Source organism: Pacificitalea manganoxidans (assembly GCF_002504165.1).
In the GTDB taxonomy this organism is placed as follows: domain Bacteria; phylum Pseudomonadota; class Alphaproteobacteria; order Rhodobacterales; family Rhodobacteraceae; genus Pacificitalea; species Pacificitalea manganoxidans.
This window is the reverse complement of record NZ_CP021404.1, coordinates 3,260,868-3,274,800: the sequence shown is the minus strand read 5'-3', so window position 1 is coordinate 3,274,800 and position 13,933 is coordinate 3,260,868. Positions and strand designations below refer to the sequence as shown.

Sequence of the window (13,933 nt, the reverse complement as noted above, 5' to 3'; positions counted from 1 at the left end):
ACCTGTCGTGCGGACCCGACCTAGCGAAAGACGAGACCCGTTCGATGATCATGATCTACCAACTGCTGATGCTGCTGCTCAACGTGGCGTTCTTCATCATGCTGGCGCATGTGATCATGAGCTGGTTGCTCAATTTCAACGTGCTGAATTATCGTCAGTCAGTCGTGATGTCGATCTGGGACGGGCTGAATAAGCTGCTGGAGCCGGTCTATCGCCCGATCCGCCGCATCCTGCCCGACACCGGACCGCTGGATCTGGCGCCGCTGATCGCGTTTTTGATCGTGATCGCGCTGCGCGACATCATCCTGCCCGGCATCTTCTTTCGTTAAGCACCGCGTGTAAGTGCCGCGGCGGCTCCGGCCCGGGGGAGCGGTTGTTCCCCGGCAGGGGCTGTGGGAGATTGCAGCCTGATTTCGCAACCGAGGCACCCCAACCATGACGCAGCAGGCCACGGCATCCCCGGCCCCCGGAACCGAGACGGACCCGTCCCGGCTGTTGCGCCAGATCTTTGGCTTTGACGGGTTCCGCCCCGGTCAGGAAGAGATCGTCGAAGCGGTGACCGCAGGCCGCAATACGCTGGCCATCATGCCCACGGGCGGCGGCAAATCCCTGTGCTTCCAGCTGCCCGCCCTGTGCCGCGAGGGCGTGACTGTCGTGATTTCGCCCTTGATCGCCCTGATGCGCGATCAGGTGCGGGGCCTGCGCGAGGCGGGCGTGGCAGCAGGGGCGCTGACCTCTGGCAATACCGACGAGGAAACGGCAGAGGTCTTTGCCGCGCTCGACGCGGGCGCGCTGAAGTTGCTGTATATGGCGCCGGAGCGGCTGGCCGCGGCGGGGGCGGTGAATATGCTGCGCCGTATCGGGGTGTCGCTGATCGCCGTGGACGAGGCGCATTGCGTCAGCCAATGGGGCCATGACTTCCGCCCCGATTACCTGCGTATCGGCGAATTGCGCCGGGATCTGAACGTGCCGCTCGCGGCCTTCACCGCCACGGCGGATGAGGAAACCCGCGCCGAGATCGTCACCCGGCTGTTTGACGGGGAGCAGCCGCAATCGTTTCTGCGTGGCTTTGACCGGCCCAATATCCATCTGGCGTTTACCGCCAAGGATCAGCCACGGCGGCAGATCCTCGACTTTGCCGCTGCGCGCAAGGGCCGGTCAGGCATCGTCTATTGCGGCACCCGCGCCAAGACCGAGGGTCTGGCCCGTGCGCTGGAGGAGGCCGGGCACAGTGCGGCGGCCTATCACGGCGGCATGGAGCCCGATCAGCGCCGCATGGTGGAGGCGCGGTTTCAGTCCGAGGATGGCTTGATCGTCGTCGCCACCGTTGCCTTCGGCATGGGGGTCGACAAGCCTGACATCCGCTGGGTCGCCCATGCCGATCTGCCCAAATCCATCGAAGCCTATTATCAGGAGATCGGCCGCGCGGGCCGTGATGGCGCGCCGGCGGAGACGCTGACGCTATACGGGCCGGACGACATTCGCCTGCGCCGGTCCCAGATCGACGAAAGCCTCGCCCCGCCGGAGCGGCGGATGGCCGATCACGGGCGGCTCAATGCATTGCTGGGGCTGGCGGAGGCGCTGGGCTGTCGGCGGCAGAAGCTGCTCGGTTATTTCGGCGAGGACAGCACGCCCTGCGGCTATTGCGACCATTGCGACCGCCCACCGGAGACATTCGACGGCACGCAGGCGGTGCGCATGGCGCTGTCGGCGATCCTGCGGACGGGCGAATATTTCGGCTCCGGTCACCTGATCGACATTCTACTGGGCACCGAGACCGACAAGGTGCGCGCGCGGGGGCATGAAGCCTTGCCGACCTTTGGTGTCGGGCAGGAGTGGGACCGGCGGCAGTGGCAGGCGATCTTCCGGCAGATGATGGGTCTGGATCTGGTGCGGCCGGACCGGGAGCGGCACGGCGCGCTGCGGATGACCGACTCTGCGCGTCCCGTGCTGCGCGATGAGGAAAAGGTGACCCTGCGCCGTGATACGCTGACCCGCTCGCGGGACCGGCGACCTGCGGTCAAGGCGCTGGTGTCGGAGGAGGACGCGCCGCTGATGTCGGCGCTGAAGGCCAAACGCCGCGCGCTGGCGGAGGCGGGATCAGTCCCGGCTTATATGGTCTTCACCGATCGCACGCTGATCGAGATGGCCGAAACCCGGCCCGCCACGCTGGATGACATGGCGCGGATCGGCGGTGTCGGGGCCAAGAAGCTGGAACGCTACGGCGCGGAGTTTCTGGCCATTATCGCGGGCGAGGCGGCTGCGGACGAACGGGTTCATCCGGCGCGGCGGGCGCTGGCGGGGCGGGACGCCGGGGCGCTTTATGACCGGTTGCAGGCTGCCGGGCGCGATCTGGTGCGTGGCCCCGATGGCACCGATAAGCCGATGTCACTAAACGCCACCACCCTGCGGCAAGTGGCCGAACGGCGTCCGGCCACACTGGCCGAGATGGAGCGTATGCTGGGTGCGGCGCGGGCCGAACGGTTTGGTCCCGCCTTTCTGGATGTGCTGGCGGAGGGCTGAGCATGGGGTTTGCGCAAGGGCTCGTTCTGGCGCTTCTGGGCGTGCTGTTCGCGGCATGGGGCATGTTGGCGTTTCGTATCCTGCTGCGGCTGGCGGCCCGGGCACGGGAGGCATCAGACGGTGTGCCGGGGCCATCGACGCAACTGGCGGTGTGGAACGGGTGGCTGCGCGACCCTGCCGATCGTCGGGCGCGTCGGGGCTTTCTGGCGGTGAGCGTGGCGTTGTTCGCGGCAATCGCGCTTGCGGTCTGGGTGATGGCACCGGCGGCAGGCTAGGCGGCGCGCCCTGTCCCACGAAACCGCCATCGGCCCGTGCGCGCGCCCTTGGAGAACCGCAGCCGATGACATATATGACCCCGTCATGGCCAAAGAGAAATCAAATCCCAATTACAAGGTGATCGCCGAGAACCGGCGGGCGCGGTATGACTATGCGATTGAGGATGACCTCGAATGCGGGATCATCCTGACCGGCTCGGAGGTGAAGTCCCTGCGCGAGCATTCCGCCAACGTGGCTGAAAGCTACGCCGAGGTGCATGACGGCGAACTGTGGTTGGTGAATTCCTACATCGCCCCCTATGACCGGGCGATGTTTGGCCACGATGAGAAACGTCGGCGCAAGCTGTTGGTGTCGCGCAAGGAACTGGCGCGGCTGTGGTCCGACACCCAGCGCAAAGGCATGACGCTGGTGCCGCTGGTGCTGTATTTCAACCATCGCGGCATGGCCAAGCTGAAGATCGGCATCGCCAAGGGTAAAAAGGTCGCCGACAAACGCGCGACCGAGGCCAAGCGCGATTGGCAGCGTCAGAAAGCCCGCCTGCTGCGCGACGCACGCTGAACCGCGCCTTGCAGCGGCACGGCGCTTGCGCAGGTGGTGCGGGGTGCGCGGGCTTGTCACATTGGCGTTTGGGGTCTAATCCCGACGTGATCCGCCGACAGCACCGTCACAGCCTCGGAGTGCCCTGATGCCGCATAGCGACCCCCGGACCCTGGTTTCGACCCAGTGGCTGGCCGACCATCTGAAAACCCCCGATCTGCGCGTGATCGACGCGTCATGGTATTTGCCGGACGCGGGGCGCGATGCGAAGGCCGAATATGCGGCGGGACATATCCCCGGCGCGCGGTTCTTCGATATCGATGAGATTTCCGACCAGCGTTCTGAGTTGCCGCATATGGCGCCGCCGCCGGAGAAGTTCATCTCGCGCCTGCGCGCGATGGGCGTGGGCGACGGGCATCAGGTGGTGATCTACGATGGCGCCGGTCTGTTTTCCGCCGCGCGGGTGTGGTGGCTGTTTCGCCTGATGGGCAAGACCGATGTCGCGGTGCTCGATGGCGGCTTGCCGAAATGGAAGGCCGAGGGCCGGGAGATCGAGGACATGCCGCCGGTGATCCGCGACCGGCACATGACGGTGCAGCGGCAGGCCGACCGGGTCAAAGACGTGACGCAGGTCGCCGCCGGGCTGAAGCTGGGCGAATGGCAGGTGGTCGATGCGCGCTCCCCCGCGCGGTTTCGGGGCGAATTGCCCGAGCCGCGCCCCGGCCTACGCGCAGGCCACATCCCCGGATCACGCAATGTGCATTATGCCAGCTTGCTCAACGATGACGGCACCATGAAGGCCCCCGATGCGCTGCGCCGGATTTTCGAGGCTGCGGGCGTCGATCCGATGGCGCCGGTGATTACCAGCTGCGGCTCCGGCGTGACGGCGGCGATCCTGTCGTTGGCTCTTGAGCGGATCGGCAATCCCCGCCACGCGCTATACGATGGATCGTGGGCGGAATGGGGCATGTTCGGCGACCTGAAGGTCGCGACCGGCGACGCCTGATGCTGGGCCAGTTGCCGGAGAGGGCGCCCGACAAGATCCTGAATATCATGCGGCTTTTCGCCGAGGATACGCGCCCCGGCAAGATCGACCTCGGCGTCGGCGTGTTCCGCGACGCAGCAGGCCGGACCCCTGTCATGGCGGTGGTAAAGACAGCCGAGGCACGGCTGTTGGAACGTCAGCAGACGAAGGGCTATATCGCGCTGGCCGGTGATCCTGAATTTCACGCCGCCATGCGTGGGCTGGTGCTGGGCGCTGCGGTCGCGGCCGACCGGGTCGCTGCGCTGGCCACGCCGGGCGGCACGGGCGCGGTGCGCCAATGTTTCGAAGCCGCGCGGCTAGCCAATCCTGATGTGCGGGTGCTGCTTCCCGAGCCAAGCTGGCCGAACCATGCCTCGATCCTCGACACGATGGGGATCGCGTGGGCCAGTTACCGCTACTACGACGCCGCGACCGGGGGGCTGGATCGGGCCGGGATGCTGGAAGATCTGGCACGGACCGGGGTGGGGGATCTGGTGCTGTTGCATGGCTGTTGCCACAACCCCACCGGTGCCGATCCCCAGCCCGCCGACTGGGCCGAGATCGCGATGGTGCTTGGCCAGACGGGCGCGGTGCCGATGGTCGATATGGCCTATCAGGGCTTTGGCGATGGGTTGGAGGCAGATGCCGCCGGGCCGCGATTGCTGGCCGAAACCCTGCCCGAAATGCTGTTGGCGGTGAGCGGATCGAAGAATTTCGGATTGTATCGCGAACGGGTCGGCATGGCTCTGGCGGTTTGTGCGACCCCGGCAGAGGCCACCCGCGCACAGGCGTTGCTGGCGTGGCTGAACCGGCAGGCCTATGCCTTTCCGCCCGATCACGGGGCGCGGCTGGTCACAGACATTCTGACCGATCCCGATCTGCGCACGAGCTGGACGACGGAACTGTCCGCCATGCGGGAGTTGATGAACGGCAATCGCCGGGCGCTGGCGCAGGCATTGCAGGCGGAAAGCGGCTCGGACCGGTTTGGCTTCATCGCCGGACAGCGCGGAATGTTTTCGCTGATCGGCGCGGACCCTGCGCAGGTGGCTGCGATGCGGGATGAGGACGCGCTGTATATGATCGGAGACGGGCGCATCAATCTGGCGGGACTCACGCCCGAGACCATCCCCCGCGCCGCCCGGATCATCGCCCGGCATCTGCGCTAGGCTGCGACGCCTGCGCGAGGCAACGCCGCCCTACGGCCCGCCGCATTCATCCCATCGGCACGAAAAGGCCCCGGATGTTGCCATCCGGGGCCTTTCCAATTTCTAAGGGTGATCGGAAGGGATCAGCCTTTGGAGAACTCGGGGTAGGCTTCCATGCCCAGTTCCGCCATGTCGAGGCCGGCGATTTCGGTCTCGGCATCCACACGCAGGCCCATGACCAGCTTCAGGATGAACCAGACGATTGCGGACACGACGATCACGAAGGCTGCGACGATCAGGATCGAGATGATCTGCGTGACGTAGGAGCCATCAGGGTTGGTCAGCGGCACGATGAAGGTGCCCCAGATACCAGCCATCAGGTGAACCGGGATGGCACCCACGGCGTCGTCGATCTTCAGCTTGTCGAGGAACGGCACGCCGAACACCACGATCACGCCGCCGATCATGCCGATGATGGTCGCCCAGCCAAGGGTCGGGGTCAGCGGTTCTGCGGTGATCGACACCAGACCGGCCAGACAGCCGTTCAGCACCATGGTGAGGTCCGGCTTCTTGTAAAGAAGCTGGGTCAGGATCAGCGCGGTCAGACCGCCACCTGCTGCGGCAGCGTTGGTGTTGGCGAAGATACGGCTGACATCGGTCACGTCACCGATGGTGCCCATCGCCAGCTGCGAGCCACCGTTGAAGCCGAACCAGCCGAGCCACAGGATGAACGTGCCCAGCGTGGCAAGGGCAAGGTTGGAGCCCGGCATCGGGATGACGCGGCCGTCCTTGTATTTGCCCAGACGCGGCCCGAGGAACAGCGCGCCGACCAGAGCGGCCCAGCCACCCACGGAGTGCACGACGGTCGAACCGGCGAAGTCGAGGAAGCCCATCGCGTCAAGGAAGCCACCGCCCCATTTCCACGAAGCCTGCAGCGGGTAGATGAACGCGGTCAGGATGATCGTGAAGATCAGGAAGGGCCACAGCTTGATCCGCTCGGCCAGCGTGCCGGAGACGATCGACGCGGTGGTGGCGCAGAACATCAGCTGGAAGAAGTAGTCCGACGCGGTCGAGGCATAGGCGATATCGTCGGCACCTGCCGCATCGATGCCAACGCCTTCGAGCACGGCGACAGCCGGGAACAGCGCGGAGAAGTAGCCCTCGATCGCCCAGTCACCCAGCGGATACATCAGGTTGTAGCCGACGAGGTAGTAAAAGATGGAGGCCAGCGAAAACAGCGCGATGTTCTTGGTCAGCTGCATCGCCACGTTTTTGGAGCGGACAAGGCCGGCTTCCAGCATGGCAAAGCCTGCAGCCATCCAGAACACCAGAAAGCCACCGACGAGAAACAGGACGGAGGTCAGGATAAAGGCGGTCTGCTCGTCGGGCCCGCCCGCGGGCACGGCTTCGGCAGCGGCCTCGGCGGCCTCCTGCGCGTAGCCCAGTGCGGGCAGCAGGATCGCCGCCGTCAGGGCCGCGCTGGCCGGAATGAGTTTGCGAAAATTCATCTGTTCGTTTTCCCCTTAAATCCGTCGCTTAAAGCGCGTCGTCGTTGGTTTCGCCCGTCCGCACGCGCACCGCTTGGTTCACGTCGAGCACGAAGATCTTGCCGTCGCCGATCTTGTCGGTTTTGGCGGTGGTCTGGATGGTTTCGACCACCTGATCGGCCATCGCGGCGGAGACGACGATCTCCAGCTTGACCTTGGGGACGAAGTTCACGGCGTATTCGGCGCCACGATAGATTTCGGTGTGCCCGGACTGGGAGCCGAAGCCCTTGATCTCGGTCACCATCATCCCGCGCACGCCGATGGCGGTGAGCGCCTCGCGCACCTCCTCCAGCTTGAACGGCTTGATTGCTGCAATGATGAGTTTCACTTGAGCTCCCTTCCACTGTGCCGGGGGGCTCCCGGCGGGTTCACGCTGGAAGTGACACCTTATTAGGCATTTGCCCTTCAAGGAATCGTGGCCCAATGACGGGGCAGTTGGACTGCATTACTGCCCAAAAATTACACAATTTAATCGAATCGCCGCGCAATTGGGCGCTGTGAAAACTCCTCGGGTGACGCGGACGTGCTATCCACATTCCCGGTCGGAGCCGTTAATGTCCGGCCCGAAGCAGGTCAGGCAGAATAACCGGCAGGTTGCGAATTAATGAGCACGTCAGGCAGAAAAAAATCTCTCGTCGCCGAAAAGCGCAGCTTCGCGCAGGCCGCTCGGTCCAAGACCCGGCGCAAAGGCGGAAGCGGCTCGGGTTCCGGCGGGGGCAAGCGGCCCCGGCGCAGGGCCCCCGCACGTCGGCGCGGGCCTCTGGGCTGGATCGCGGCGTTGACGCGGTTCCTCATCGGCTTGGTGATGAGCGTGATTTGGCGTTCGGCGGCGGTCGTCGCGCTGCTGATCGCGGGCGCGGTGTTCTATTTCTACACCCAGATTCCCGACATGGCGGAATTGATCGATGGGCGCACCAAAGGGTCGGTGACGCTTCTGGATCGCAATGGCGATGTGTTTGCGTGGCGCGGTCAGCAATTCGGCGGCATCGTCGACGCGGATAACCTGTCGAGCAATCTGCGCAATGCGGTCGTCGCGACCGAGGACCGGCGCTTCTACCAGCATTTCGGCGTCAGCCCGCGCGGTGTCGCCTCGGCGATTCGCATCAACATGCGCGAAGGGCGGGGTCCGTTCGAGGGGCATGGCGGCTCCACCATCACCCAACAGACCGCGAAGCTGCTGTGTCTGGGCGTGCCGTTCGAGCGCGGCGCGGGCATGACGGAGGCGCAGTATGAGGCCGATTGCCGCCGCACCACCATCTGGCGGAAGGTGAAGGAAGCGATCTACGCGATGGCGCTGGAGGCGAAATTCTCCAAGCAAGAAATCCTGACGATCTACCTCAACCGTGCCTATATGGGCGGCTCCGCCCGTGGGGCCGAGGCTGCGGCGCAGCGCTATTTCGGTGTCTCCGCTGCCGATCTGAATGTCGCTCAATCGGCGATGCTGGCGGGTCTGCTGGTCGCGCCGACGACCTATGCGCCGACCAATAACCTTGCCCGGTCGCAGGCGCGGGCCGCGACGGTGCTGAAACTGATGGACGATCAGGATTTCATCACCCCCGATCAGCGGCAAGCGGCGCTGGAGCGTCCCGCGACGCTGTCCGAGGCCGCCGCCGCACAGGCCGGGGGGTATTTCGCCGACTGGGTGATGGATGTGGGGCCGGACTTCCTGACCACCAACACTACCGAAGATGTCGTGCTGCGCACCACCTTGGATCAGCGGCTGCAACGGGCCGCAGAGGGCGCGATGGAGCAGATCTTCTCCGAGAAGGTGCGCGATGGCTCCGCCGCGCAGGCCGCGATCGTGGTGATGTCGGCGGATGGTGCCGTGCGTGCGATGGTTGGCGGGCGCGAAACCAAGGTGTCCGGCGCGTTCAACCGTGCCGCGATGGCCAAGCGTCAAACAGGCTCCGCGTTCAAGCCGTTCGTGTATGCCGCCGCGCTCGATCTGGGGTTTTCGCCCAATGCGACGGTGATGGACGAGCCCTACACGATCAATGTTCCCGGGTCCGGTCCGTATTCGCCAGAGAACTACGACCGGCGCTATCATGGTCGTGTGACCCTGACCGAGGCGCTGAAGGACAGTCTTAACATCCCCGCGGTGAAGGTCTCGGAAGAGGCCGGGCGCGAGTCGGTGCGTCGCATTGCGGCTGATTTCGGCTTGGACAGCGATCTGGCTGCCGGGCCTGCACTGGCGCTCGGGGCGTCCGAATCGACCTTGGTCGACATGACCGGCGCGTATGCGGGCATCCTGAACGGGGGCCGCGCGGTGGCGCCTTACGGATTGACCGAACTGCGTATTCAGGGCGAAGGCGAAACCCTGATGAATCAGGAAAACGGCTATGGCGAGCGGGTGATTTCCGAAACCGCCGCCAAGCAGTTGGTCTACATGATGTCGCGGGTCATTCAGGACGGCACCGGCACGCGGGCCAAGATCGACCGCCCCGCGGCTGGCAAAACCGGCACCACGTCCGCCGCGCGGGATGCGTGGTTCGTGGGCTTCACCGCCGATTACGTCGCCGGGGTCTGGATGGGCTATGACGACAACACGCCGCTGACGGGGGTCACCGGGGGTGGTCTGCCTGCCGAGATCTGGCGCGAAACGATGCTGCGTGTCCACCAAGGTATCGAGCCCAAGGAACTGCCGATGATCGTCCCCGAGCCGGTGCAGCAGCAACCGGTGCAGGAGCCGGACCCTCAGCAGATGACCGAAGCTCAGCGTCAGCTGGAGCAGGAATTGCAGCGTCAGGCCGAACAGCAGCAGCAACGCCAGCAGCAACAGCGGCAACCGCAGCGTCAGGCCGATCCGGTGGAACGCATCCTGCGCGGTGTGCTGAACGATATCTTCGGACGTTGATGGATTGGGGCCGTCCCGCAGGGGGCGGCCCATGCTAGGCCCGTGCTAGGTGCGTTGTTGGGGCCGGCAGGCTAGTCAGGGGGCGGACGGGCCCCCACAGGGCTGCATCAGGGAGGCCGCCCGCGACAGCGAGCGCAGCGCTTAGCTAAGTTTTTCGATCAGCCCGTCGGGTTCAGGGCGCGCGCGCACGAAATCGGCGGGCGGGTGCGACATGGGCGGCGTGGCGAGTTTGTATTCGAATACCCGTTCGCCAGCTTCCTCGCGCGAGGTGACGACGAGGCAGCGCACCAGATGTTCTTTCCCGTCATAGAGATCCACGATCCCGCCGCGCAGGACAGGCGCGCGCTCCGCGTCGACGGCAAAGCCGGTGTCCCAGTGGCGCAGGACGGGAATACGGTCATCGCCTATATGAAGACTGAGCCGCGACGCTTTGCGCCGCGCGAGTTTATGCGCTTCTTCAAGTCCGCGCCTGACGGCTTCGGGGAGATGATCGTTCATTGTGTCCTCCGCACTTGGCTACAGGCTCACGCTTAACACCTCATCCGTCAAGAAACCGTTTCATGACAGGGATATGGCGTAGCGGCAGAGCCTTATTTTCCAAGGCGCCGTGCGATAGGGTGCGCGGGGGGCACAGTCCGAGGCAGAAAGGCCCACGGCGGATGCGGCGCGGGCGATTCGCGCCTAGCCGCGTTTGTCGTCGGACTCCGTGCGGCGCCAAAACAGCACCGGCTTGCCCTTGCTGCGGCGGTGATGCTTCCACATTTCCCATGCGCTGATCCCGCCGGCGAGAATGAGCGCGGTCGCCGCGATGAAGTGATCATGTTCGAGCCGTTCCGTCAGGTGACCGGGATGCGCCAAGGCTGCGCCGCTGGTGGAAAGAATGGCGACGAGGGACAGACCGGTTTGCACGGACAAGGCGCGAATTCGCATGGGGGATCTCCTGATTTCGGCAGCCCTCAAGCGGCGGGGCGGCACGCGACCCGACTATAGGCAACGCCCCTTGTCATGCAATAACACAGGGTCTGGCTGTGCGTTTGCGCAGGGGCTTTGCGCATTACACAGGCAGTTTTAACGCCCTAAGTAGGATAAAACCCGCTTGTTATGGCAGAGGAAGGATATCCGATGGGTCAGTTGGTCGAAGGCATCTGGAAGGATGAATGGTACGACACCGCCGCACATGGCGGCAAATTCGTGCGCTCCACCGCCAAGTTTCGCAACTGGGTGACACCGGATGGCGCGGCTGGCCCGGACGGGGAGAGCGGGTTCGCGGCGGAGCGGGACCGCTATCACCTCTATGTATCCTATGCCTGCCCTTGGGCGCACCGCACATTGATCTTCCGCGCGTTGAAGGGGCTGGAGGACATCATTCCGGTTTCGGTCGTCCATCCCGATATGCTGTCGGAAGGCTGGGAGTTTCGCACCGATTGGCCGGGCACCACCGGCGACCGGCTGTTTGGCCTGCCTTACCTGCGCGACGTCTATCTGAAAGCGGACCCGACTATGTCCGGGCGGGTGACGGTGCCGGTGTTGTGGGACAAGAAAACCGGGAAGATCGTATCGAACGAAAGTTCCGAGATCATTCGCATGTTCAACTCTGCCTTCGATGAATTGACCGGCAACGACGACGACTACTGGCCGGAAGATCTGCGTGAGGCGATCGCGCCCGTGAACGAGCGGGTTTATCACGAGGTCAACAATGGCGTTTATAAAGCGGGATTCGCCACCTCGCAGGAGCCGTATGACGCCGCCGTGACCACCCTGTTCGAAGCGCTGGACTGGCTGGATGCGCGGTTGGGCGAGAAACGGTATCTGATGGGGGAGCGCGTGACCGAGGCCGACTGGCGGCTGGCGACGACGCTATTCAGGTTCGACCCGGTCTATCACCTGCATTTCAAGTGCAACAAACGGCGGCTGGTCGACTACCCGAACCTGTGGCCCTACGCGCGGGAGCTGTATCAGTGGCCCGGCGTGGCCGAGACGGTGCAGTTCGGCCATTTCGTGCGCCACTACCACTACAGTCACGACACCATCAATCCGAACCGGATCATTCCGATTAACCCGGAGCTGGATTGGACTGCGCCGCATGGGCGCGGGTGATCTGACGCGATAAGGCGGTGCGGGTGCGCAGGCTCAGTGTGCTGGACCGTCGCCGCCCGAGCCGCCGCGGCCATTTCCGCGCTCGGAGCCGCCCGCATAGTGGACGACCATCGCGGCGATATCTTCGGGACGGCTGCCGGAGCTAAGAAACCCGCGGGCGTTCGAGGCGTGCTGGAAAATCGAGCCATCCGCGAAATAGGTGGAATTCGTCACGAACATCACCTGCGCCTTGGGCTGGCGATAGGCGATGAAATCCGCGAGTGCGAGGGCGTTGCCCTGTTCCAGCAGCAGATCCAGCACAACGGCGTTAAAGTCGTGCTGTTCCAGATGCATGACCGCGCGGTCTTCTGACATGGCGAGAAACACCTCGGCCCCCTGTTTTTCCAGGTGTGCTTGCCAGGTTCGGCCTAGGTCGCCTTCGCTTTCGACGATGAGAACTTTCATCAAATGTGAACTTTCATGGCGTGGGCCGTCCGGCTCGGGCGGTCTGATCGTTTGTCTGCGCCCAAATCGTTAATTTGGTGTTAACATTAACAATTGATTTTGATGCATGTCGGCTTCGTGATGCAAGCCTTGCGTCACAGCGGGCAGACTGCCGCCGGAAATATCGTCTTTGTCGCGCGTGGCTTGCCGGGGCGCGGGGGGCTGCTAGGGTCCGGCTGCGCGGCGCGCCAGGCCCGGCGTGCGCCACCCTTTTCAGGACCGGAGACCGACATGCCGACCCGTTTCCCCGCCATCGCGATGCTTATGGCGCTTGCGCTGTCCCTGCCCACGGCGGGCTCCGCCCAATCCAGTGGCGTGCCGCAACCATTGGTGGCCTGCGGTGGCGATTTCGGCAGCTTCATCGCCCGGATGAAACAGGCCGTTGTGGCGCGGGGCCGGTCGGCACAGGCCGCTGACCGCTTCTTTGCCAATGTGCGGCAAGACCCGGCGGTATTAAAGGCGGACCGCTCGCAGGGAGTGTTCAGGATGGAATTCCTCGACTTCTCCCGCAGGGTGATTTCAGACAACCGAATGACAAACGGCGCGCGCAATCGCGACCGATACGCCGCAGTCTTTCAGCGGGCGGAGCAGCAATATGGCGTGCCCGCAGGCATATTGTTGGCGTTCTGGGCGCTGGAAACGGATTACGGCGCGGTGCAGGGCGATTTTAACACGCTCAATGCGCTGATGACGCTGAGCCATGATTGCCGCCGTCCGGGGCTGTTCCAGCCCCAGGTGATCGCGGCGCTGGAACTGTTCGAGCATGGCGATTTCGACCCGGCCCGCACCAAGGGCGCTTGGGCAGGGGAGGTCGGCATGGTGCAGATGCTGCCCGAGGACATTCTGCGCAACGGTGTCGACGGCGACGGGGATGGCCATGTCGATCTGAAAGGCTCGCCCCCCGATGCACTGATGTCGGGTGCGCGAATGTTGCAGGATCTGGGCTGGCGCGCGGGGGAGCCTTGGTTGCAGGAAGTGACGCTGCCTGCCGGGCTGGACTGGTCGCTTAGCGGGCTCGACCAGCGGCGGTCGGTATCGGACTGGCAGCGGCTGGGTGTGCAGGGCCGCAATGGCGCGCTGGGGAATGGATTACAGGCCTCGCTGTTGCTGCCGCAGGGGCGCAACGGGCCGGCCTTCCTTGCCTATCCGAACTTCAGCGTGTTGTTCGAGTGGAATCAGAGCTTCGTCTATGTGACGTCCGCCGCCTATTTTGCGACCCGGCTCAGCGGCGCGCCGGTCTATGCGGCGGGCAATCCCGAACCGGGGCTCAGCGCGGCCGAGATGGAGCAGTTGCAGCGCAAACTGGTGGCACGCGGGCATGACGTGGGCGGTGTCGACGGTATTCTGGGGGAAAAAACCCGCGAGGCCGTGCAGCGCGAACAAATCCGGCTGGGCCTGCCCGCCGATGCGTGGCCGACGCCCGCCTTGCTGAACCGGCTTTAGGCGC

The 13,933-nt window shown here is 64.6% G+C and carries 14 protein-coding genes; 9 read left to right on the top strand and 5 right to left on the bottom strand.

The genetic code is table 11. The features are described from left to right. The first annotated feature begins 44 nt into the window (after positions 1-44). The 6 genes from CBW24_RS15030 (at position 45) to CBW24_RS15005 (ending at position 5,526) form a co-directional block, all read left to right on the top strand. Positions 45-329, top strand: coding sequence for a YggT family protein (locus CBW24_RS15030; RefSeq protein ID WP_097374046.1), 285 nt, complete (start codon positions 45-47; stop codon positions 327-329). Between the two features lie 106 nt (positions 330-435). After that, a complete protein-coding gene (gene recQ / locus CBW24_RS15025) occupies positions 436-2,523 on the top strand; it encodes a DNA helicase RecQ (RefSeq protein WP_097374045.1) in 2,088 nt (695 codons plus the stop codon). 2 nt (positions 2,524-2,525) lie between these two features. Continuing rightward, complete coding sequence (locus tag CBW24_RS15020; RefSeq protein WP_097374044.1) at positions 2,526-2,798, top strand: hypothetical protein; 273 nt, start codon at positions 2,526-2,528, stop codon at positions 2,796-2,798. 85 nt (positions 2,799-2,883) lie between these two features. Then, positions 2,884-3,357 (top strand): SsrA-binding protein SmpB, encoded by a 474-nt coding sequence (smpB, locus tag CBW24_RS15015; protein ID WP_088662832.1) that lies wholly within the window; start codon positions 2,884-2,886, stop codon positions 3,355-3,357. 127 nt (positions 3,358-3,484) lie between these two features. Continuing rightward, entirely contained in the window at positions 3,485-4,342 is an 858-nt protein-coding gene (gene sseA, locus CBW24_RS15010) for a 3-mercaptopyruvate sulfurtransferase (protein WP_097374043.1), read from the top strand. After that, the gene (locus CBW24_RS15005) at positions 4,342-5,526 is read left to right on the top strand and encodes an amino acid aminotransferase (protein WP_097374042.1); all 1,185 of its coding nucleotides are present in this window, start codon (positions 4,342-4,344) and stop codon (positions 5,524-5,526) included. The genes sseA and CBW24_RS15005 overlap by 1 nt, the downstream gene beginning before the upstream one ends. A gap of 122 nt (positions 5,527-5,648) precedes the next feature. Here the strand turns inward: CBW24_RS15005 and CBW24_RS15000 are convergent, their stop codons facing one another. After that, positions 5,649-7,013, bottom strand: coding sequence for an ammonium transporter AmtB (locus tag CBW24_RS15000; RefSeq protein ID WP_088662829.1), 1,365 nt, complete (start codon positions 7,011-7,013; stop codon positions 5,649-5,651). A gap of 28 nt (positions 7,014-7,041) precedes the next feature. Next, entirely contained in the window at positions 7,042-7,380 is a 339-nt protein-coding gene (locus tag CBW24_RS14995) for a P-II family nitrogen regulator (RefSeq protein WP_088662828.1), read from the bottom strand. Positions 7,381-7,656: 276 nt separating this feature from the next. Between CBW24_RS14995 and CBW24_RS14990 the strand changes: the two genes are divergently transcribed. Then, positions 7,657-9,906 carry a transglycosylase domain-containing protein gene (locus CBW24_RS14990; protein ID WP_088662827.1) on the top strand — a complete coding sequence of 750 codons (2,250 nt, stop codon included), beginning with the start codon at positions 7,657-7,659 and terminating at the stop codon, positions 9,904-9,906. Between the two features lie 141 nt (positions 9,907-10,047). Here the strand turns inward: CBW24_RS14990 and CBW24_RS14985 are convergent, their stop codons facing one another. After that, positions 10,048-10,404 carry a hypothetical protein gene (locus CBW24_RS14985; RefSeq protein ID WP_097374041.1) on the bottom strand — a complete coding sequence of 119 codons (357 nt, stop codon included), beginning with the start codon at positions 10,402-10,404 and terminating at the stop codon, positions 10,048-10,050. A gap of 183 nt (positions 10,405-10,587) precedes the next feature. Continuing rightward, positions 10,588-10,836 (bottom strand): DUF6732 family protein, encoded by a 249-nt coding sequence (locus CBW24_RS14980; RefSeq protein WP_088662825.1) that lies wholly within the window; start codon positions 10,834-10,836, stop codon positions 10,588-10,590. A 192-nt stretch (positions 10,837-11,028) separates the two neighbouring features. Between CBW24_RS14980 and CBW24_RS14975 the strand changes: the two genes are divergently transcribed. After that, the gene (locus CBW24_RS14975) at positions 11,029-12,003 is read left to right on the top strand and encodes a glutathione S-transferase family protein (protein WP_097374040.1); all 975 of its coding nucleotides are present in this window, start codon (positions 11,029-11,031) and stop codon (positions 12,001-12,003) included. 33 nt (positions 12,004-12,036) lie between these two features. On the opposite strand, the gene CBW24_RS14970 is transcribed toward CBW24_RS14975, so the two are convergent. Continuing rightward, positions 12,037-12,447 carry a response regulator gene (locus CBW24_RS14970; protein ID WP_088662823.1) on the bottom strand — a complete coding sequence of 137 codons (411 nt, stop codon included), beginning with the start codon at positions 12,445-12,447 and terminating at the stop codon, positions 12,037-12,039. Positions 12,448-12,717: 270 nt separating this feature from the next. Between CBW24_RS14970 and CBW24_RS14965 the strand changes: the two genes are divergently transcribed. Continuing rightward, entirely contained in the window at positions 12,718-13,929 is a 1,212-nt protein-coding gene (locus CBW24_RS14965; RefSeq protein ID WP_232529872.1) for a lytic murein transglycosylase, read from the top strand. Positions 13,930-13,933 lie beyond the last annotated feature (4 nt).